Consider the following 21086-nt stretch of genomic DNA (forward strand, 5'->3'; position numbering starts at 1 on the left):
TACTTACTTAGCCGGTTAAAAAGCCAGTCAACCATGACACGGAAGAAATACGGGATCCAGATCTTTGATGAAACGGGAGCACCCGTCCTGGAAGTGGGGCCGCACCTGATTCGAGAGTCACCAAAGTTTGCCGAAAAAATCGGGACGATCGCGGCATCGTGGGCGCATGCCGAAGTGAACCTGAACTGCTACTTCGCGATCTTGCTCGATACGACGCCCGAGGAAGCAGCCAAGCACCTGACAAAGCACAAGAGCGCGGCCCGCGCCACCACAGGTGCGAGAAAGGTCGCCGAGGTGTCGCTGAGCGGCACGGAACTCGCCGCGACCATCGCGATTCTGGACAACCTGGACGAAGTACGCGTGCGGCGCAACCGGATTCAACACGATGTGTGGGCCAAGAAAGGGAGCGACGACCAGCGGATTTTTGCGATTCACGCGGATCAATACCTTTCATTCACCACTGCCGTAGTGGCTATCCAAGAGTCGGCAGCCACGCAAAGCGAACAGAATGCGCGCGTGATCGCGCTCGCCAACGAATTTGCGGCCGACGTGTCTAACGGCTACTCCGTTCAGGAACTCGACAAGCTTGATCACGATGTTGATCTTCTGAGCCAGTCTCTTGTAACGGCCATGTTTTCGCGCATCGCCCGACGTTTGGCAAAGGTGACCGAGTCATACTAACGACATCAGTGCGACGAACAACGCAGAAGAGTGTTTAGGAAAAGTCCAACAGCCATGAGCGAAACGCAGCTTGAATCGGTCCTAACTTGCCCCCACTGTGGGTTCACAAAGACGGAAGTCATGCCAACGAACTCCTGTCAGTTCTTCTACGAGTGCGAGAACTGCGCCACGATATTGCGGCCGAGGCCGGGTGACTGCTGCGTTTTCTGTTCCTACGGTACTGTGAAGTGCCCGCCGATCCAACAGCAGAAAGGTTGCTGCCGCCAGTGAGCGCAGCTCGCAAGCCAGACACGACCATTGCCGACTTACGCTGGCTTTGCGACGGGCTGGCCGACTTGTCGAATGGTCATCAGCATTAGGATGGCTCCGATGCCTAGTGCGGATGAGAGCCAAAGTGCCTTCGCACCGAAAGCGTCCAGACAAATTCCGAACAACCACGGCGCCAAAGCCTGCGCGATTCGCGCCGGAACCATTAGTACACCCTGGCGATGCCCATACCCGTTGGGTCCGAAGATGACCAAAGGCAGCGTTCCCTTCGCGATGGTTAGGATGCCATTGCCAGCGCCGTGAAGCACCCCGAACAATGCCGCCGCGGGAGCACCGATCAGGCCGAATGCCAGCGCGCCGATCGGATGGAGTGCGGCGGCGATGCGCGCAGACAACAGCGGATGCACCTTTCGCAAGAGTCCGAACTCCAGGATCCGGGCGCCCACCTGAGCCGGACCAATCAAGGCGCCGACCATCACGGCCGTTGCCAACGTTGCGCCGCCCGCCTGCAGTAGACGAGGCAAGTGCGCAGCCATGGCGGTGCTAATGAACCAGGTTGCAGCGAACACGAAGGCCAACGCGTAGGAAGCTAGCCGTTGGGAAGAACTCTCGGCAATGGAGGACGACTCGACCTTCGCTGGCGCACCTTTGGACTTGAGCACCTCTCCGGATACGGAGGTTCTCGGCATGCTTGCATTCAAGAGCAAGCCGACCGTCAGATGTAGCGCCGCCCACGCAAAGCAAGCGCCTCGCCATCCGATATGGGCTTCCATGTACGTCGAAAGCGGCCAGCCGACAGTGCTCGCGAAGCCGGCAATCAGCGTGATGCCGGTGATGGCACCCCGTGAGCGGTTGCCGTAGAGCGCCACCAGTGTCGCAAAGGCGGCCTCATAGAGTCCGGCACCCATCCCTACACCGAGGATTAGCCAGGCGACGAACAGCCCGATAACACCCTGTGCGGATCCCAGACCTGCGAGTCCGAGCGCAAATATCAGGCTGGTGGCCACCAATACAGAGCGGCCACCGGTTCGATCGATCATCCTGCCCGCGGAGGGGCCGATGATCGCCGATACGATCAGCGCCGCACTGAACGCCGCAAATACCGTCGGCGCCGACACGCCGAGATCCCTCGCCATCGGCGTCGCCAGCATGGCCGGCAGGTAATACGTCGACCCCCAAGCCAGCGTCTGGGCAACGCCCAGCCTGGCGATCACGCTACTGCTCGGCTCCATGGCCATCCCGTTCGTTTGTTACTCGACTTCGCCGGTATCGGTATCGCTGACCTGGGCGTCCTGCTCATGACTCATGGCGGCGGCCGCGAGTGTGGTGGCCGTGGCAGGTGCCGCTTCCTTGCGCTCGCTGTAGCGGTCTGTCAGGTAGTCGCTGCGATCGCGAACCAGCAGCGTGAACTTGTAGAGTTCCTCCATGACGTCCACGACCCGGTCATAGTAGGACGATGGCTTCATGCGGCCATTGGCGTCGAATTCCTGGTACGCCTTGGCGACCGACGACTGATTGGGGATGGTCACCATGCGCATCCAGCGGCCCAGCACACGCAGTGCGTTGACGGCATTGAACGACTGCGAACCGCCGCTGACCTGCATCACGGCCAGCGTGCGTCCCTGCGTCGGGCGGACGCCGCCCATCTCGAGCGGGAGCCAGTCGATCTGATTCTTGAACACGGCCGTCAGCGTGCCATGACGCTCCGGGCTGCACCACACTTGGCCTTCCGACCATTCCGACAGCTTGCGCAGCTCGACAACTTTGGGGTGGTCGGCGGGAACGCTGTCGGCCAGCGGCATGCCGTGCGGGTCAAACACCCGGGTCTCCGCGCCGAAATGCTGGAGGATCCGCTCCGCCTCATGCACAAGGAGGCGGCTGTACGACGTCTCGCGCAACGAACCGTAGAGCAGCAGGATGCGCGGCGGGTGCGTACTGACGTGTGCCGGCTCCAGTTTGTCCAGGTCGGGCGTTTCCAGCACCGCCGGCACGATATTGGGCAAATCCATCATTGGACCCTCCGCCCCTGCGCGTCGATGACGACTTCACCATCCTCCTTGGTGAAGGCGTCTTGCTGTGGCGCGGGCAGAATATCGAGCACCAGTTCCGAGGGGCGGCACAGGCGAATACCGAGTTCGGTCACGACAAACGGCCGGTTGATCAGGATCGGATGGGCCAGCATCGCATCCAGCAACTGATCATCAGTCAGCGAAGGATCGGACAGGCCGAGTTCCGCGTAAGGGGTACCTTTCTCGCGGATGGCCTGGCGAACTGTCAGGCCCGCGTCACGGATCATCTGCTGCAGCGTCTGCCGGTCAGGCGGCGAGCTCAGGTACTCAATAACCGTTGGTTCAATGCCCGCATTGCGAATCATGGCCAGCGTATTGCGTGACGTGCCGCACTCGGGGTTGTGGTAGATCGTTACCGACATTCGGATTCCTTAGTTGCTCTTGGTCTCGTACCAGGACTGCGAACGGTTGACGATATTGACGACCAGCAGCATGACCGGCACCTCGATGAGCACCCCAACGACCGTGGCAAGTGCCGCACCCGACTGGAAGCCAAAGAGACTGATGGCGGTAGCCACAGCGAGCTCGAAGAAGTTGCTGGCGCCAATCAGGCTGGACGGACCGGCTACGCAGTGTGCGACGCCCAGCTTGCGGTTCAGTAGGTAGGCGAGCCCGGAGTTGCGACTTGGCTGGACGCCGCTACATTCTGACTACCCATCGCTCAGCTCCCGGCCAGACGTTGCAGCGTCTCTTGAAGTTCAGTGTTGCTCATGTCTTCGATCGGCAGCAGCAGTAACTGCAGCATCCGATAGCCGATCGCCTGGCGCGTGAGTTCGAAGGCCTGACGCTTCTTCGCGTCCCCACCTTCGGTGTTCGAGGGATCCGGATAACCCCAGTGCACTTTCACGGGGCTGCCCGGCCAATACGGGCATTCCTCTTCGGCCGCGCTGTCGCACACCGTGATTACGACCCGCATCTCCGGAGCGTTTTCGCCGACAAACTCATCCCAGCTCTTGCTGCGAAAGCCGCTGACGTCGACACCTGCGTCGCCAAGCACTTCGATGGCGAACGGGTTGATACGACCGCTCGGCGAGCTTCCCGCGCTGTAGGCGCGGACATCACGGCCGAGTTGCTTGGCCAGATGGTTCAACATTCCTTCGCTCAGCACACTGCGGGCCGAGTTGTGGGTGCACAAGATCAAAACGTTGGTAGTCATGGGGCGCTACGTAAGAGTATTGGAGTGCGGGCCGGGCTGCGTTACTGCTGTCCGATATCCCGGACGGCCTTCTGGAGCGCGACGGCGTCCAGTTTTGGCAGTGGCAATGCCAGGAACAGTTCGATGCGACGCTTGAGCGAAATGACAGCATCATTGATGGCTTGTTGCTTCTGCGCATCGGTCCCTTCGCATGCGGCGGGATCGGGGACACCCCAGTGCGCGGTCATCGGCTGGCCCGGCCAGATGGGGCAGACTTCACCCGCCGCCTTGTCACATACCGTGAAGACAAAATCGAGCTCCGGCGCACCGTCTTGCGAGAACTCGTCCCAGCTCTTGCTGCGCAAGCCGTTGGTCTCCATGTCATAGCGAGCCAGTTGCGCCAGAGCGAGCGGATTCACGGTCCCGGTCGGATGGCTGCCTGCCGAGTAGGCACGGAAGCGGCCTTTGCCGAGATGATTCATCAGGCCTTCTGACAGAATCGAGCGCGCCGAATTGCCGGTGCAGATGAACAGCACGTTGTAGATCTTTTCAGTCATAGAGCACCGTTAGCAGCACGACGGTTCCGTGTTGACCGCGATGCCAAGTGGCTTGCCCTTCGGCGCGCGCGGAGCGCAACAGGCCGATTCCTGAGCGGCGTCGAGCTTTCGAGACTCGCCATAGACGGGCACGTCCCCCAGCGTGTGGAAGTGCTCCCAGGCGATGCCTTGCGGATCGGTGACCCAGTACTTGTCGCTTCGTGAGTAGCAACATGTGGTCTCACCTTCGTCAAGGAGTGCCATGTCGGCGGCTTCTGCCTGCTGTTTCAATGCGGCCAGTTCGGCTGCATCGTCCGTCTGGAAGCCGAGGTGATCGACCCCTACCTCAGCGCCGCGCGCCGAGATGGCGAAGTTCACGCGCGGATCCTCGAGCATCCACTTGGCGTAGTCATCCTTTACAACCGTAGGTTCGGCTGCGAAGAGGGCTGAGTAGTAACGAATGCTCGCCGATAGATCGGCGACGCTGACGTGAACGTGGAAGCGTTTCATGATTGAGGCTCCGAGGCGACGGAACAGGTGGACACTGGCGAGCACGGATTGCCACCACAGCAGTTCTCCGTGAGGTAACCCAGCAACGCATTCATGGTTTCGAATCGCGCCATGTAAATGATCGAGCGGCCTTCGTGACGGCTGGACAACAGCCCGGCACGGTGCAATTCCTTTAGGTGGAAAGACAATGACGAGGCCGGCATCTCCATCAGTTCGGCGATTCGACCGGCAGGCAGGCCTGCGGGGCCAGCCTGCACAGCGAGCCGGAAAACGGACAGGCGTATCGAATGAGCGAGCGCGGCAAGCGCTTCAAGGGCGTGATCGGTTTCCATGATTCGAATATAGTCGAATCATGGAAACCTGAGAAGTGAAACTTTTGTGACGCCGTAGAAACCGGACGCCTTGAGTACTGCCAGGCCGTGCCGAGCCAGCGTCGCACCACCAAGCCTCGGAAGTATGCCTTTGGGGCTCTGCCTCGTTTCGAGGGATGCGAATCGCACGACCTATGCATGCCGCCGGAATGCGGCGACATGCAATTGGGCGTGCTTACCTTCGCTGCATGTCTACGACGGTCGGCTTGCCATCGACCTTGTCGAAGGTGACCGAAACCGTCTCTCCTTCCTTGAAATTCTTCAGCGAAGCGCGGTCCTTGACCGGGAACGCCATGGTCATGGCGGACATGCCGAGGTTCTCGATCGGGCCGTGCTTGAGCGTGACCTTTCCGGCCTTCGCATCGATTTTCTTGACTTCTGCCGCAACAGGCTGCGGCGCCTGCTGCGATGCGGCGGACGGCTTCATATCCATGCCTTTCATGTCCATGCCATCCATGGATCCGGCCGCGAACGCGGCAGGGGCAGCAGCGAGTGCAAGCGTGAGTGCGAGAGTCTTGATGTATTTCATTGCGATTCCTCCTGAAGTGAGGGGTGGGTGGAAAGTGGGACAGGTTTGGTCTGGCGTTTGCGGATCAGCAGGTACACCGCCGGCACAACAAACAGGGAAAGCAACGGCGCGGTGACCATGCCGCCGACCATCGGGGCGGCGATGCGCTGCATGACCTCCGAGCCGGTGCCATGCGACCACATGATGGGAATCAGGCCGGCAAGAATGACCGCGACGGTCATGGCCTTGGGGCGCACGCGCTGCACCGCCCCTTCCTGAATGGCGTCCAGCAACGCGGACACGCTGGTATCGCCTCGGGCCTCGCGTTCGCTCCAGGCTTGCTTCAGGTAGAGCAGCATGATGACACCGAACTCGGCCGCGACGCCGGCCAAGGCGATGAAGCCGACGACGCCGGCCACAGAGAGGTTGAAGCCCAGTGCATAGAGCAGCCAGAAGCCGCCGATGAGCGCCAGCGGCAGCGTCCCCATGATGAGCAGCGCCTCGTCCAGGCGACCGAACACCAGGTAGAGCAACACGAAGATGATCAGGAGCGTGAACGGCACCACCACCTTCAGCTTCTCGGTGGCCCGCTCCAGGTATTCGAACTGCCCCGACCAACTGAGGGAATAGCCCGCCGGCATCGGCACCGCCTTGGCCACCACCGCCTGCATGTCCTGGACGGCGGAGCGCAGGTCGCGTCCGCGGATGTCGACGTAGATCCATCCCGACAGCCGCGCATTCTCGCTGCGCAGCATGGGCGGGCCCTGCACCACCTCAAGGCGCGCCACGTCGGACAGGGTGATCTGCTGGCCCCTGCCGGTGACGATGGGCAGGGCGCGCAATTGCTCCACCGAGTCGCGGTAGTCGCGCGGATAGCGGACATTGATCGGGAAGCGCGCCAATCCGTCGACCACTTCCCCCACGTTGTCGCCGCCGATGGCAGAGGACACGATGCTCTGGACGTCGTCGATGTTGAGGCCGTACCGGCCGGCCGCCATCCGGTCGATATCGACGTCGATATAGCGCCCGCCGGACAGACGCTCGGCGAGCGCCGAGGTGACCCCGGGGACCGTCTTGACGGCTTCCTCGATCCGGGTGGCCAGCCGGTCGATCTCCTTCAGGTCGGTGCCGGCCACCTTGATGCCGACCGGACTTTTGATACCGGTGGCCAGCATGTCGATCCGGTTCCGGATTGGCGGCACCCAGATATTGGACAGGCCGGGGACCTTCACCACGCGGTCAAGCTCTTCCACCAGCTTGTCTGGCGTCATGCCGGCACGCCACTGGTCGCGGGGCTTGAACTGGATGGTAGTCTCGAACATCTCGACGGGCGCCGGGTCGGTCGCCGTATCGGCGCGGCCGGCCTTGCCGAACACGGTGGCCACCTCTGGCACAGTCTTTATAAGGCGGTCAGTTTGCTGCAGCAACTGCGCCGCCTTGCCGGTGGACAGCCCCGGCAGGGCCGACGGCATGTAGAGCAGGTCACCCTCATCAAGGGGCGGCATGAACTCGCCGCCAATTCGCATGATCGGCCAAGCGGTCGCGACCAGCAGAACTGCCGCAACTGCGATAGTGATCTTCGGATAGGTGAGCACCTTGGCCAGCATCGGCTGATAGGCGCGAATCAGCCATCGGTTGAGCGGATTGGACTGCTCGCTGGGAATCTTGCCCCGGATCATATAGCCCATCAGTACCGGCACCAGGGTTACCGACAACCCAGCGGCAGCGGCCATCGAGTACGTCTTCGTGAAGGCCAGCGGCGAGAACAGCCGGCCCTCCTGCGCCTCCAGCGTGAAGACCGGGATGAACGACAGCGTAATGATCAGTAGCGAGAAGAACAGCGCGGGCCCTACCTCGGCCGCCGACTCGCCGATCACGTTCCAGCGCTCGTGGCCTGTCAGGTCCCGCCCGGGATTGTCCGCATGCCAGTGTTCCAGATGCTTGTGCGCGTTCTCGATCATGACGACCGCGGCATCGACCATGGCGCCGATGGCAATGGCGATGCCCCCCAGCGACATGATGTTGGCATTGACGCCCTGATACCGCATGACGAGGAACGCTGCCAACACGCCGAGCGGCAGCGATACGATGGCCACCAGGGCGGAGCGCAGGTGGAACAGGAAGACCAGGCAGACCAGCGCGACGACGATAAATTCTTCGATCAGCTTGTGCGTCAGGTTTTCCACCGCGCGATTGATCAGGGACGAGCGATCGTAGGTGGTGACGATTTGGACGCCTGCCGGCAGGCTCTTCTGTAGCGTGGCCAGCTTGGCCTTGACCGCCTCGATGGTTTCCAGTGCGTTCCTGCCCGAGCGCATCACGATGACACCGCCGGCGACCTCGCCCTGACCATCGAGTTCGGCGATGCCGCGCCGCAACTCTGGACCAAACTGGATTGTGGCCACATCGCCGAGCCGTACCGGGATGCCCGCTTCGCTGGTCACTAACGGAATCTGCCGGAAATCATCGAGCGTCTTCAGGTACCCCGAAGCTCTCACCGCGTACTCGGCCTCACCAAGCTCAAGTACAGAGCCTCCGGCCTCCTGGTTCGCGCCCTTCAACGCCTCCAGGACCTTAGCCTGGGGGATGTTGTAGGCGCGCAGCTTATCCGGCTGCAATACGACCTGATACTGTTTCACCATCCCGCCGATGGGGGCTACCTCGGCAACATTAGGCAGTGACTTCAGCTCAAAGCGCAGGAACCAGTCCTGTAGCGCGCGCAATTGTGCGAGGTCGTGCTGCCCAGTCTTGTCTACCAGCGCGTACTCGTAGACCCAGCCCACGCCGGTGGCATCCGGCCCAAGTGCCGGTTTGGCGGCTGCCGGCAGGCGTGACTGCACTTGATTCAGATACTCAAGCACGCGCGAACGGGCCCAGTATGGGTCGGTGCCGTCCTCGAACAGGACATAGACAAACGAATCTCCGAAGAAGGAATATCCGCGTACTGTCTTGGCCCCCGGCACGGACAGCATCGTGGTGGTGAGGGGGTAGGTGACCTGGTTCTCGACAATCTGTGGCGCCTGTCCGGGGAACGGCGTGCGGATGATGACCTGTGTGTCGGACAGATCCGGTAGCGCGTCGAGCGGCGTACTGCGTACCGCCCACAATCCCCACGCGGTGAGGATGACCGTGGCCAGCAGCACCAGGAAGCGGTTGCGTATCGACGCCAGGATGATGCGCGCGATCATGGCTTGGCTCCTTCGGCGCCAGCCGGCTGTACCGACGATAGCGTGGCCTCGCCGTCCTGGTTCAGACTGAAGCGGAACCGGATGCGATCGCCAGGCTTTAACCCCTTCATCATGGCAGCGTCATGCGCGGCGAAATCCATCGTCATGGCTCCCCATTGCGCCGACGGAATCGGTCCATGCGAGATCGTCAGGCCAGCAGCGTTTACGGATTCGACGCGACCGGTACCCTCATGCTCTCGTGCGGCCGCCGCGGGCGCGGATGCGCTGGCCGGCGATACCAGTCGCTCCGACGTACCGCGCAGGCTGGCCTCGGAATCGATCAGGAACTGGCCGGAGGTCACGACCTTTTGCCCGGCGTGCAGTCCGGAAAGGACTTCGGTCATGCCGTCGGATTCACGCCCTGTGCGGATTTCGGTGCTCACGTAGCCCTGGGAGCCAGCATCGACCATGACGACGTTACGCTGACCCGTGCGAATCACGGCCTCGGATGGAATCTGCAGGACGTCCTGGCGATCGCCGCTGTCGAACCGCACGTTGGCAAACATGCCAGGCACCAGCCGGCGCTGCTTGTTGGGCAGAACGATGCGGACCTTGAGGGTGCGCGTGGCGGGATTGACGTCGGGCAGGATCGCATCGACTCTGCCGGCCACGGGTTCCGGCGCGGCGGTGGCTAACACCGTAACGGGCTGTCCGGGCGCGATGCCACGCGCCTGGGCCTCGGGTACTTCGGCAATCACCCATACCTGCCCAAGATCCGCCAACTTGAAGAGTGTCATGCCAGGGCTGACCGTCATGCCCTCGCGTACAGCAATCTCGGTGACCACGCCATCGAGCGGACTGGAGATGCCCTGGCCAGTCTGCAGCTTGCCGGAACGGGCGACTGCATCGGCTTGGCCCGGCGTCATGCCGGCTTGCCTCATGCGCGCTTTTGCGGCATCCGCCAGGTCACCTTGCACGCCTGCGGGCGATCGCGCCACGGCCAGGTATTCCTCCTGCGCTGCCACCCAATCGGGGGCGTAGAGGGTGACCAATGTCTGGCCCTTTCGCACGGGGTCGAGCGCGGCCCGCACGCCCAATTGCTGGATGAAGCCGGTGGTGCGCGCCTGGATGACCTGGATGCTGCGCTCGTCGATCGCCACATTGCCGGGTGCCTCAAGCACTGTGCCCATGCGTGCGGCCTTCACCTCCACGGTGCGGATGCCAAGGTTCTGGGTCACGCGGCTGTCGATGGATACTCCGCCGCCGCCCGAGCCGTCGCCATCGGCATAGACCGGCACCAGTTGCATGTCCATGAAGGGCGATTTGCCCGGCTTGTCGAAGCGCTGGCCCGGCACCATCGGGTCGTGCCAGTAGAGAACCTTCTTGCCCGTTTGCGGATCGATATCGCTGGCTTTCGCCGTCGCGCTCGTCTCCGGTTTGCCGGGTATTGCGGACGTGCCCTGTGAAACGCCGAAGCGATAGCCGGCATATCCTGCCGCACTGATCAAAGCCAGGCAGGATGCGGCAGTTTTCAGTCGCGGGTTCATTTGAAATCCTTGGTGGCAGGTTCGGTTTGTGCGGTGGGCAGGGGCGTCAGGAAAGTGAGCTCGGCCCAGAGCCTCGTCGTGCGTTGCTCCAGGGTTAGCCGTTCCAGTGCGGTATCGATGGCACGGTGATTGGCTTCCGCCACCGCCAGCAGCGAACCCGTGTTGGCGCGATAGGCTGTCAGGGCAGCTTCCGCCTGCGCATTGGCCAGTGGCAGCGTGGCGTCGTCATAGCGCTTGAGGCGTTCCAGGTTGCGCCGCAACTCCGCGAGGCGCGCGCCGACTACGGCGTCCGTATTGCGCTGGATGATCTCCGCCTTGGCTCGCGCCTCCGTCGCCTGCGCGAGCCGCGCGGAGACTTCGCGATCCTGGCGGTTGGCGCGATCCCACGGCAGCGGAAAACTCACGTTGACCGACGCCAGATTGGAGTAAGCCGAGCCGCGCTGGCTATACATCAACTCGACGCTGACGTCAGGCTTGCGCGCTTCGTCCGCCACGCGCACTTCGCTCTCCGCAAGGGTAACGTCACGCTGGGCTGCGGCGATCTCCGGCACGCCGTCGTAGCGCGTACGGATGAGTTGCTCGACGCGATCCGGTACGATCAGCGCGGGGCGTTCGCCGAGCGGACGTGTGGCGTCGGTGCCGATCCAGCGCGACAGATTAACGGTGGCGGTGTCAAGCGCCGCCTGATTCTCGCCTTCGCGGTCGCGCAGTTTCTGCACTTCCAGTTGCGCAGATAGCACGTCGGCACGCGTGCCGCGGCCGCTGCGATAGGCCGCATTGGCGGCTTCCAGCGCCAGGCTCAACGGATGCGAGTGGTGGCCAAGCAGCGCGGCGGCCTGCTCGGCGTACCAGCGGTCGATCCACGCGGCGACGGCGCTGCGCTGGACATTGGTCACTCCGACAAGGCGCCGTGCATCGGCGGAAGCGGCTTCGGCCTCGAAGCGCGCGGTGCGCGCCCGTCGCTTGTCAGCGCGCGTGAATTCCTGCAACACGCTGATCGAGCGCGTGGTCATGGAATCTCGACTCAGCGAGCCTTTGTCCGAGCCGCTGATAGGAACATCGTTTAGTCCGACCTTGAGGACAGGATCGGGCAATTGGCCTGCTGCAACCGCCTGTTGCACGGCCGATTCGATGGCACCATGCGAATTCTCGGCATCGTTCGCATGCGCCGTGGCCAGCGCGGCGGCCTCTTCAATGGATAAAGCCGGTGCGGCATGTGGTGGCGCGGCAAGCGACACCGACATGCCAAGGGCGGACGCGCAAAGCAGCGCCAGCCTCAGGCAACGTGGGAATGACATAAAGCCTCCGGAAACGACGACCACCACTCCCGGGAAATCGGGAGCGACAAGGAAGTGGCGTGGCTTCGGAGGCTAGGTGCGGAAACAGCAGTGAAGGATGGCGAGCGGCGGTGGCGGTGCGCGCGGCTGGGTCTGTGCACGCTGGGCGATGACCGGCGTGGCGTCCAGCACGGGAGGCTCGATGATGGTGCCGGCGAGGACCGGGATGAATGCTGGAATCTGCGGCGCAGCGTGATCGGCGTACTTAGTATCGGCCTGGCAATGGCCCATGCAAAGCGCCTTCTGGCCATCGTTCTGCGCGGCATCCTGTTCGGCCATATCGGCGCAGGACGCCATGGTGTCCATCGACGACGGCTGATCCGCTGGTTCGTTCACGCCCATCGTGCAGGCGTACGCGGCCGTTGCCAGTTGAACTGACAAGAACACAACCAGGAGGAGTCTGGCAATCCATGAATGCCGGCGGACGATGTGACGCACGATCTATCGTTGTTTCAACTCAGCGCAAAGGATAACGGCTTTTCAATCGATTGCAATAGCGAACCCTCAGGCGAGCCGGCAGCATGATCTGCCGCCGGCTCGCGCACCCTATCAGGCCTGGGTGTGGTCAGGCCATCAATGACACATCACCGGCGCGTGCGCCATCAGTGTACGGATCGCGGGCGCGCGCCGGTGGGGCCGATACGCCGGTCCGGTCCATCCCGGCCACGCTCAGGGCGCCATCGGTGAAGACATCGCGCTGTTCGATGCGGCCGCCGTCCAGGTATGGACTCCGTTCACCGAGGACCGACGCGAGCGCGTTGCCCCATGTGCGGTTGGAAACCGTGTCTGCATCAGTGGTGGTGCCGTGCGTATCGAGGGCATTGCTCATCCATTGCAGATGCGCCACGGACGATGACACTCGATGCATCATCTGCATGCACTGGTCTTTCATAGCCTGATTTTCGGCGGCCGTTACATTGGCTTGATGTGCAGCCAGGCGAGCGCGTTGGATGACATCCCAATCCGGACCGGCAAAGGCTGACGTGGCGAGGCCGGCGAATACAAAAGCGGTGGCAATTCTGACGAGGTTCATGATATTCCCCAATTGAGTGGCTTGATGTTCATAAGTGCCTAGATGGCGGGCGAAGCGCAGGAAGAGGTGGCTTCGTCCTAACCATGGGCGTTACGTGGTCAGACAAATGAACATCAAGGTCTCAATCGGGCCGTCGCCAGATAAATTGGCACAGGAGAAGTAGATGGGACGGTGCGCTGTGGCAGCAGTCTTTCCTGCCCAGCCACGGCAGCCGTACGCCAGAACGGCCCGGAAGTTAGGCGGGGCGCGTCGCCAGTAGCCAGAGGGTGCGGCTGTGGCGCACTCGACGGACTACCGCGAAGATAGTTTGCACAGAGTGCTGGTTGGTCGCCGTCTGCGCAGCCAATTTGCAGCATGCTGGCCACATTGCCGCTCGCCATATCTGCTGGACAGACATAGGCGGCCGCTGCCGAACCGGTCAGCAGCAATGCTGCGAGCCATGTCCAGGCGACGAGACGGCGAAATGTGGCGAGCGAGCTTTTCACTTTTTTTCGAGCGGTGGCGACCCTGAGAACGCTAGGAGCCTAGACGTTCCCATTATGGGAACGTCTAGCATTTTTTTTGGATTCACGCGTCCTTTGCGCAATGACCTTTAGCGTGGCTGGTGTCTGGGCGTGCTGGTTCCACATGGGCGCGGACGATCTTCTTCACGTGGCTCTCCATTCATCTGGTGCTCAGCGTCAGGCGCAGGCGCCATCGTAGTACGGAGCAATATGTCCAACATTCTCAGCATGCTGATCGGAATCTCACGTTGCTGCGGGACTGTGGAGCGTATTAAAGGAGGCCGATGTATCGCGCATGTAGCGGGCACAAGCCGGCACTGTCGCCACACGTATTGGCGCCGCTTCGTAATACAGACGAATACATAGATCTGTCCAGCAGGCGGAAGAGATGGCCTGAGGACCATGAAGCTGGCAACGGCCTGAAAAGTCGAAGTCTGCCGAGCATCAAGCTATGGAATGGCCGGAACTTGCAGGAACCGCTTCCTTGACCTTCCCATGGTGGCAAGGCCTATCGTCAAGTCATCGACACTCGGTTGACCTTCTCCACGTGGCATGCGGCGAAGGGTGCCCGTCGGACCGACGAGGGAGAGGCAAGGAGCACATTATGAACATCGGACAAGCCGCCAGCGTATCCGGCGTCTCGGCCAAGATGATCCGCTACTACGAGAGTATCGGCTTAGTGGCTTCCGCGGAGCGAAGCGCGGGGAACTACAGGACATATGGCGAAGCAGACATCAATACGCTGCGCTTTATTGGACGCGCGCGGGCTATGGGTTTCTCGATGGCGCAGATTCGGGAGCTGCTTGGACTGTGGCAATACAAGCGGCGCGCGAGCGCAACGGTAAAGATGATCGCGGAACAACGGCTTCGGGAACTGGACGACCGCATTGCCGCGCTATCCGGCATGCGCGACACACTCCTGCATTTGTCGGCACATTGCGAAGGCGACAACCGCCCCATCTGTCCAATCCTGGATGAAACCAGTGGCGAAGTCCCGCAAGAAGATGCGGGGTCGCCCACAACGAGGCATTGACGGCGATGAAGACGAGCGATTGGCACCGAGCGCAAGACGAAGTGCACGGGCACTGTGAGCACGGCGCTGCGAACGAACACGCGCAGGATCATCCAAACCAGGGCTTCTCCGGCCACAGCGCTGCCGCGAGTGGCGACAGCGCTCGCGATCCCGTGTGTGGCATGACGGTCAAGCACGATGCACAATACCAGGCGACCTACGCCGGGGCGCAGTACTTCTTTTGCAGTAGCGCTTGCCAGAAGCGCTTTGAGGCAGACCCGACGCGCTATGTCGAGGAACAATGCAAATCGGCACTCGATGAAGCCGAAGCGACCCCGGGTACGACCTACACGTGCCCGATGCATCCGGAGATTCGCCAGGACCATCCAGGCACGTGCCCAAAGTGCGGGATGGCGCTTGAGCCCGTCATGCCGAGCCTCGAGGACGACAAGAATCCGGAACTCGTGGCGTTTCGCCATCGCTTTTGGTGGACCCTGCCGTTGACAGTCGCGGTTGTGCTGCTTGTGATGTTGGAGAACGGCTTCACGGCTCTGGATCCCGTGACCCAAAGCTGGGTGGAACTGGCGCTGTCCGTACCTGTGGTCCTGTGGGCTGGATCGCCGATCTATGACCGGTGCTTGCAGTCGTTCCGAAACCGAAGCCCGAACATGTGGACGCTGATCGGCCTGGGTACGGGGGCGGCGTTCGTGTATAGCGTCGTAGCCACGGTTGCGCCGGGCCTCTTTCCTGGGGCCTTTGTCATGCATGGCCGCATCGCCGTCTATTTCGAAGCCGCAGCCGTCATCATTTCGCTGACACTGCTCGGCCAGATCTTTGAGTTGAAGGCGCGCTCGCAGACCTCTGCGGCCATCAAATCGCTGCTCGGCCTGGCACCCAAGACGGCACGCCGGCTTAATCCCGACGGCAGCGAGGATGATATTCCGCTGACGCACGTGCATATTGGCGATCTGCTGCGGATCCGGCCCGGCGAGAAAGTCCCCACGGATGGCGTCGTGACCGAAGGGGCGAGCGCCATCGATGAATCGATGATCACTGGTGAGCCCGTGCCCGTCTCCAAGCGCGTCGGCGATCACGTGATCGGCGCCACCATCAACACCTCCGGCAGCCTGGTGATGCGCTCGGAGAAAGTCGGCGCCCAGACGGTGCTATCGCAAATCGTGCAGATGGTGGCCCAGGCGCAACGCTCCAAGGCTCCCATGCAGCGGATGGCGGACCGGGTCGCCGGTGTGTTTGTGGTGGTGGTCGTCGCCATAGCCTTACTCACCTTCTTCACCTGGGGCGTCTTCGGCCCTGAACCGAGCTGGGTCTATGGCCTGGTCAATGCGGTAGCGGTGCTAATCATTGCCTGTCCCTGCGCGCTGGGGCTTGCCACTCCAATGTCCATCATGGTGGCAAGCGGGAACGGTGCGGCCAAGGGCATTCTGTTCCGGGACGCGGCGGCCATCGAGCATTTCCGCGAGGTCGACACCCTAATCGTTGACAAGACCGGCACCCTGACTGAAGGCCGGCCAACCTTTGAACAGGCATTTGGCGTCGATCCGTTTGATGAGACCGAAGTGCTCCGCCTGGCGGCGAGCCTTGACCAGGGCAGCGAGCATCCGCTGGCTGCAACGCTCGTCACCGCAGCGCGTGAACGTGGGCTGCCTCTGACGAAGGCTGAGGATTTCACCTCGGACACGGGCATGGGGGTACGCGGCCGCGTCGATGCCTACCAGCTCGTGCTAGGCAATAGCGCCCTGATGCACCAGGATCAAATCAGTGTCGAGCCACTAGCGATTCAGGCTGATGCCCTCCGGCAGCAAGGCGCCAGTGTCATGTATTTAGCCGTCGACGGCAGGTTGGCCGGGGTGCTTGCCGTCTCGGATCCCGTCAAGGCCAGCACGCCTGAAGCGCTTGTGACGCTCAAGTACGCCGGAATACGCGTGGTGATGGCCACGGGCGATGGTGTTGTCACTGCACGTGCGGTTGCTGACCGCCTCGGAATCGAGGAATTTCACGGTGAAGTCAAGCCGGCGGACAAGCTGGCGCTCGTTGAAAAGCTGCAGGGGGAAGGACACGTGGTCGCGATGGCAGGCGACGGCATCAACGATGCGCCGGCGTTGGCCAAGGCCGATGTCGGCGTCGCCATGGGAACTGGTACCGATGTGGCGATGCACAGCGCCCAGATGACCTTGGTCAAAGGCGATCTGCGCGGCATCGCACGGGCACGGGAACTCTCCGAAGCCACTATCGCCAACATGCGTCAAAACCTGGGCTTTGCCTTTGTGTACAACGCGCTGGGCATACCGCTGGCTGCCGGACTGCTGTACCCGTTCACCGGGTGGTTGCTGTCGCCAATGATTGCGGCATTGGCCATGAGCCTGAGTTCCGTGTCGGTAATCTCCAACGCGCTACGACTGCGAAGTCGAGTGTCCTAACGATCGCATATCGGCGGTCGTTATGCGTGGGACGCCACCGCACCCCGACAACGGCTCCTCGCCTTGCCGCCCCGTTTTGGCAGCATTAGACTAGGATTAACGATTGGCATGATTTATGAAGCATAGTCATAGCCCCTTCGCCCGGTTGCTCGCACTGCTGTTATTGGCGACGGTATTCTTTGCGCGCCTTACAGTGGCAGGGTACCTATGCCCGCAAGAGTCCGACGGGGCAATGGAACCGGTGGTAATGGCCACCATGACAAGCTGCCTGGAGATGGACCGCGCGCAGCCAGCTTTATGCGCGGACCATCAGCAGGACGGTCGGCACTGGGCCGACAGCAACGGGCACGCTCACGATCTCGGTGTCTTGCCGGCGACGGCTGGGCTTGTACACGTTCTTCCGCCCACACCGTACGCCTTCCGAATCTTCCACGCGGCTGACAGCGCAAACACATCGCTTGGTCCAGTCTATCTCGCAACGGCCCGCTTGCGAATCTGATCTATCCCCACGCGTGGCGCACCTTGGCCACATGCTCGATTTCCGTTGCTCTGCCCGAGCACGGGTGCTCTGACCCCGTCCCGGCTGAGCCAATCCGAACTATAGGGAAGATCATCATGCACTCCACTCTCAAAACTATCGTTTTCATTTCACTTGGCGTTGCGGCCGCGCAGGCGCTCGCGGGTCCCGATTGGGACGTCATCAATCGCGCGCGCAGTGCAGCGCAACACCGTGCTGCGCCTTCCAGCACGTCTGCCTCCAGAGACGCGATGCTGGTGCGCTGCAACGAAATGATGAAGCAAAAGGATTCCCATCCGGCAGGTGGCAGCAGCCAAAAGGGGCCTTCTGAGTCCAAGTAATTGGAGCGCGCTTCGCCCGATTTGGCGAAGCGCAGTTCGAACCATTCCAACAGGAGTACCGCATATGAAATGCACTATGAAGACAATGATCGTCGCAGGCGTTGCCCTGGGGGCGGTACTGGCCGCCACCTATGCCCTATTGCCACCAGTCCGGGCGCTTGTGCTTGGTGTTGGACCGTATCTCCTGCTCTTGATCTGCCCGCTGTCGATGTGGTTGATGATGAAGAGCATGAGCGCGCGCGATGATCGAGTGAGCGCGATGGCCGAGGATCGGCAAGAGCAAGAGCATGAGCCCGACCCGCTTCGGACCAAAAAATGATGGCATGTTTGGAGCGCACTGGGCACGTGTCGAGGATTCGTGCCCAGGATGAGAGGACATGAGCAAATCGTTGATATGGAGAGACCTTGAGATGGTGGTATCACGAACACAGGCGCGCGCCTGTGATGCGGTACCAATGGTGGAGGGAGGCCGTCATAAGTCGGCTTGCAGGAGCATGCTTCAAGCCGCCCAGTGGTGCTGTGTCCCAAAAAGGCATGGTGCTGAGCGACTGGGGAAAAGCTACCCATAAGGGAAGCCGGTACGTATTGAGAAGACGAGCGAAAGCAAACCGTCCGATGACGCATCGTTCGTGGAAGTGCTGTCAAAACTGGGGGCGCACCATCCCTCCAGGACTAGAAGGGGCTATACCTTGTCAAGGGGGCAGTTTCACATCGGCGCCAACAATACCTGCTTACGGACCCTTCGAGAGTCGGTGTAAAGGCGGCGTGAGCTCAGTACGGGCTTCCTTGCCTCGGATGCAAAGGGAGATGACATCGCGCCAGGGACAGCCAGAGAAAGGGGGATGTGAAAACGGAAACCTTTCGTTGGGATTCCGAGGGTTCGACTCCCTCCCGGTAAAGGCTAACCACCAACCGGAAGCAAGTCTTGCATAGGGGACGGTAACGTACTTCGTGAAGCGCAGACAGCGGGTGCTGAAGCCGCGTGATTGAGTCTCGAAAAGCCATTTTTGCTGATGTCTTCGCCTTTGTTATAGCGGGGCAGTACTGTGCTGACCGTTACGGTGAGGTCAGTCGGGCCGGCCGGGATCTGAGAGCGGGGCAAAGGCATAGGATGGATTCCCCAGGAACCTGGGAGATCCTGGGCACGACCAGTCCAAGAAGCCAAAGGCAACAAGCGATAAATGGGCCAGGCCCGGGCGGAAGTCTCCGCCGCACGGGAGCGAACCAGGAGACAAGGATTGGAGCGAAGAAGCGAATCCATAAGCGACTTCGTATTCGGCGCAGGAAGTCTTAGCGCCTTGATAGTACTGATGACGCCGGGGAACACTGTTCGGGTGGACCCGGTCGAGGAAAGCGAGGCGTCGTTGCAACAGAATCGCTCGTGAGAAACACGGAGGTGCTTTGAAACCTGACAGCGTGTCAACGAAACAGGAGCGAATAGCCGAACTGGCGCGGATGAACCCGGCCATGGCATTCAACTCTCTGAATCAGTATCTCGACTATAAAAAACTGTACTACGCCTACGCGCAAACGCGCAAGGATGGCCGCAGTCGGTGTGGATGGTCAGACGGCGGAAGAGTATGCAACCAACCTGGAGCAGAATCTCCTGAGCCTGATCGACCGCATCAAATTCGGTCGCTACCAAGCGCCGCCAGTGCGAAAGGCACTATATCGGCCAAGAGCGATGGCGGACAGCGCGGCCTCGGCATACCGAGCTTCGAGGACGAGGTAGCGCAATGGGCCATCTCGATGCTGCTGGAACCGATCTATGAGGACTGCTCATATGGGTTTCGGCCAGGGCGCAATGCGCATCAGGCGCTGCAAGCCGCGTGAAACGGGATCAAGAAACAGGGAGGGCGATGGGTGCTGGACCTTGATGTTCGGAAATACTTCGACAGCATTCCGTTTACCGAACTGCGGTCCATCCTCGCCAAGCGAGTCACGGATGGTGTAGTCAGAAGGATGATTGACAAGTGGTTGAAAGCTGGCGTGCTGGACAAGGGGCAGCTTCTTTACCCCAAGACCGGTACACCCCAGGGCGGCGTACTCTCTCGTCAAGCAGTAGGGGTTGAACTTGATTGGCAAAAGGTGCCATCACCCAGCATGGCGAACAGGACGTCGCAGCGTCACCGTGCCAGTGCAATGAGTGTCTGGTCATGGCGTTAGCCTTGCGGAATTTGTTGAGGTGTTACACCTAGCCGAAGCCTTCGTGTTCGCGGAGGCAAAACGCAGTCAGAGGGCGGTTCACTTGCCTCGGTGGTGAGCCGCAAGACGCCCTCCTGAGACCAAACGGAGGCACCTGGATTCATGCGGCCATCCTATTCGACTGCACTTTGGCTGGCAGTGCATCGGGATAATCAAGGCGCGAGTCGAAAGCTTCACGCCCTCTGCAGATAGCAAGCCCGCGACGGCAGTATCTTGCCGGGACTCACTTCCTCGAAATTTGCAGCGCCCTGAGCACGATGAGGGCGATAGCAGTCGCGATGCCGGCCGTCATCGCATGACCCATACCGGCGGCCACTCCGATTGCGGCCGCAATCCAGATGCTGGCGGCAGTCGTGAGTCCCTTGACATGGGCTTCGTCGTTGTCCGGCTTCAGGATGGCTCCCGCACAAAGGAATCCGATGCCTGACGTGAGGCCCTGAAGAACACGGCTCATGTCGGCGAGCTGCACACCTGCCTGTAGAGCAACCACGACAAAAAGGCATGCTCCCAGTGCGACGAGCATATGGGTGCGCATGCCGGCGGATTTCCCCGAGTTCTCCCGCTCATATCCTAGCAAGCCCCCTAAAACGATAGAGACGGTCATTCGGATGGCTGCGCGTACTCCCTCAACAGCATTAGTAAAATCAGAGAACTCCGAGCCCGCTGTACGGATGATATCGTTCATTGTGGTGCCGTCTCTGGCTGATTGATGACATTGGCAGAGAGAGCCGTTTTGCACACCATCCCTGGCCCTTCCATACCAAGCCAATCGAAAAATTAAATGAGTCTGCGTTCGCTAGTATTAACGTCTGGTTATGTTTATTCCGTTCACTGACTCTTTTTCGCGTGGCGCTTGCGTCTGTCTTCAGCCTTACGTTTAGGTGAAGGTCCATACTTCCATCGCAAATA

At 61.2% G+C, this 21086-nt stretch carries 22 protein-coding genes and 1 pseudogene; 8 read left to right on the top strand and 15 right to left on the bottom strand.

The genetic code is table 11. The features are described 5' to 3' along the window. The first annotated feature begins 33 nt into the window (after nucleotides 1-33). Nucleotides 34-681: a hypothetical protein gene (locus F7R19_RS21575; protein ID WP_150981954.1), complete on the top strand. Its 648-nt coding sequence runs from the start codon at nucleotides 34-36 to the stop codon at nucleotides 679-681. Nucleotides 682-735: 54 nt separating this feature from the next. Continuing rightward, on the top strand, nucleotides 736-951 hold the full coding sequence (locus F7R19_RS30255; RefSeq protein WP_150981955.1) for a GDCCVxC domain-containing (seleno)protein: 216 nt from the start codon (nucleotides 736-738) through the stop codon (nucleotides 949-951). A gap of 35 nt (nucleotides 952-986) precedes the next feature. Here the strand turns inward: F7R19_RS30255 and F7R19_RS21585 are convergent, their stop codons facing one another. The 14 genes and pseudogenes from F7R19_RS21585 to F7R19_RS21650 form a co-directional block, all read right to left on the bottom strand. Then, nucleotides 987-2180, bottom strand: coding sequence for an MFS transporter (locus F7R19_RS21585; protein WP_150981956.1), 1194 nt, complete (start codon nucleotides 2178-2180; stop codon nucleotides 987-989). Nucleotides 2181-2198: 18 nt separating this feature from the next. Further along, nucleotides 2199-2960, bottom strand: coding sequence for an arsenical resistance protein ArsH (gene arsH / locus F7R19_RS21590; protein WP_150981957.1), 762 nt, complete (start codon nucleotides 2958-2960; stop codon nucleotides 2199-2201). Then, nucleotides 2957-3379 carry an arsenate reductase (glutaredoxin) gene (arsC, locus tag F7R19_RS21595; protein ID WP_150981958.1) on the bottom strand — a complete coding sequence of 141 codons (423 nt, stop codon included), beginning with the start codon at nucleotides 3377-3379 and terminating at the stop codon, nucleotides 2957-2959. The genes arsH and arsC overlap by 4 nt, the downstream gene beginning before the upstream one ends. A gap of 9 nt (nucleotides 3380-3388) precedes the next feature. Next, a pseudogene (locus tag F7R19_RS21600) lies at nucleotides 3389-3652 on the bottom strand (arsenic resistance protein); the annotation flags it as partial. Between the two features lie 26 nt (nucleotides 3653-3678). Then, nucleotides 3679-4173, bottom strand: coding sequence for an arsenate reductase ArsC (locus F7R19_RS21605; protein ID WP_150981959.1), 495 nt, complete (start codon nucleotides 4171-4173; stop codon nucleotides 3679-3681). Nucleotides 4174-4214: 41 nt separating this feature from the next. Beyond that, a complete protein-coding gene (locus F7R19_RS21610) occupies nucleotides 4215-4709 on the bottom strand; it encodes an arsenate reductase ArsC (RefSeq protein ID WP_150981960.1) in 495 nt (164 codons plus the stop codon). A gap of 9 nt (nucleotides 4710-4718) precedes the next feature. After that, entirely contained in the window at nucleotides 4719-5198 is a 480-nt protein-coding gene (locus F7R19_RS21615) for an ArsI/CadI family heavy metal resistance metalloenzyme (RefSeq protein ID WP_150981961.1), read from the bottom strand. Continuing rightward, nucleotides 5195-5530: an ArsR/SmtB family transcription factor gene (locus F7R19_RS21620; RefSeq protein ID WP_150981962.1), complete on the bottom strand. Its 336-nt coding sequence runs from the start codon at nucleotides 5528-5530 to the stop codon at nucleotides 5195-5197. The genes F7R19_RS21615 and F7R19_RS21620 overlap by 4 nt, the downstream gene beginning before the upstream one ends. Nucleotides 5531-5744: 214 nt before the next feature. Further along, nucleotides 5745-6098, bottom strand: coding sequence for a copper-binding protein (locus F7R19_RS21625; RefSeq protein ID WP_150981963.1), 354 nt, complete (start codon nucleotides 6096-6098; stop codon nucleotides 5745-5747). Then, entirely contained in the window at nucleotides 6095-9265 is a 3171-nt protein-coding gene (locus tag F7R19_RS21630) for an efflux RND transporter permease subunit (RefSeq protein ID WP_150981964.1), read from the bottom strand. Before F7R19_RS21630 ends, F7R19_RS21625 begins: the two co-directional genes overlap by 4 nt. Continuing rightward, nucleotides 9262-10791, bottom strand: a complete 1530-nt coding sequence (locus tag F7R19_RS21635) for an efflux RND transporter periplasmic adaptor subunit (protein WP_150981965.1) — start codon at nucleotides 10789-10791, stop codon at nucleotides 9262-9264. The genes F7R19_RS21630 and F7R19_RS21635 overlap by 4 nt, the downstream gene beginning before the upstream one ends. Beyond that, complete coding sequence (locus F7R19_RS21640) at nucleotides 10788-12089, bottom strand: TolC family protein (RefSeq protein WP_150981966.1); 1302 nt, start codon at nucleotides 12087-12089, stop codon at nucleotides 10788-10790. The genes F7R19_RS21635 and F7R19_RS21640 overlap by 4 nt, the downstream gene beginning before the upstream one ends. Before the next feature lie 72 nt (nucleotides 12090-12161). After that, nucleotides 12162-12515, bottom strand: coding sequence for a copper resistance protein (locus F7R19_RS21645; protein ID WP_409364601.1), 354 nt, complete (start codon nucleotides 12513-12515; stop codon nucleotides 12162-12164). 178 nt (nucleotides 12516-12693) lie between these two features. After that, nucleotides 12694-13161 (bottom strand): hypothetical protein, encoded by a 468-nt coding sequence (locus F7R19_RS21650; protein WP_150981968.1) that lies wholly within the window; start codon nucleotides 13159-13161, stop codon nucleotides 12694-12696. A gap of 1107 nt (nucleotides 13162-14268) precedes the next feature. Here F7R19_RS21650 and cueR point away from each other — a divergent pair. The 6 genes from cueR (at nucleotide 14269) to F7R19_RS30650 (ending at nucleotide 20138) form a co-directional block, all read left to right on the top strand. Beyond that, entirely contained in the window at nucleotides 14269-14697 is a 429-nt protein-coding gene (gene cueR / locus F7R19_RS21655; protein ID WP_150981969.1) for a Cu(I)-responsive transcriptional regulator, read from the top strand. Between the two features lie 5 nt (nucleotides 14698-14702). Next, on the top strand, nucleotides 14703-17114 hold the full coding sequence (locus F7R19_RS21660) for a heavy metal translocating P-type ATPase (RefSeq protein ID WP_150981970.1): 2412 nt from the start codon (nucleotides 14703-14705) through the stop codon (nucleotides 17112-17114). A gap of 615 nt (nucleotides 17115-17729) precedes the next feature. Then, on the top strand, nucleotides 17730-17972 hold the full coding sequence (locus F7R19_RS21665; protein ID WP_150981971.1) for a hypothetical protein: 243 nt from the start codon (nucleotides 17730-17732) through the stop codon (nucleotides 17970-17972). A 76-nt stretch (nucleotides 17973-18048) separates the two neighbouring features. Then, nucleotides 18049-18291: a DUF2933 domain-containing protein gene (locus F7R19_RS21670; RefSeq protein WP_223506412.1), complete on the top strand. Its 243-nt coding sequence runs from the start codon at nucleotides 18049-18051 to the stop codon at nucleotides 18289-18291. Between the two features lie 1097 nt (nucleotides 18292-19388). Then, the gene (locus tag F7R19_RS30010) at nucleotides 19389-19805 is read left to right on the top strand and encodes a reverse transcriptase family protein (RefSeq protein WP_211922771.1); all 417 of its coding nucleotides are present in this window, start codon (nucleotides 19389-19391) and stop codon (nucleotides 19803-19805) included. 6 nt (nucleotides 19806-19811) lie between these two features. Then, nucleotides 19812-20138 (top strand): reverse transcriptase domain-containing protein, encoded by a 327-nt coding sequence (locus F7R19_RS30650; RefSeq protein WP_227461466.1) that lies wholly within the window; start codon nucleotides 19812-19814, stop codon nucleotides 20136-20138. Between the two features lie 262 nt (nucleotides 20139-20400). Here F7R19_RS30650 and F7R19_RS21680 read toward each other — a convergent pair whose 3' ends face one another. Further along, nucleotides 20401-20862 (bottom strand): MgtC/SapB family protein, encoded by a 462-nt coding sequence (locus F7R19_RS21680; protein WP_150981973.1) that lies wholly within the window; start codon nucleotides 20860-20862, stop codon nucleotides 20401-20403. Nucleotides 20863-21086: the final 224 nt, after the last annotated feature.

The sequence above is a fragment of the Cupriavidus pauculus genome (assembly GCF_008801835.1).
GTDB lineage: Bacteria > Pseudomonadota > Gammaproteobacteria > Burkholderiales > Burkholderiaceae > Cupriavidus > Cupriavidus pauculus.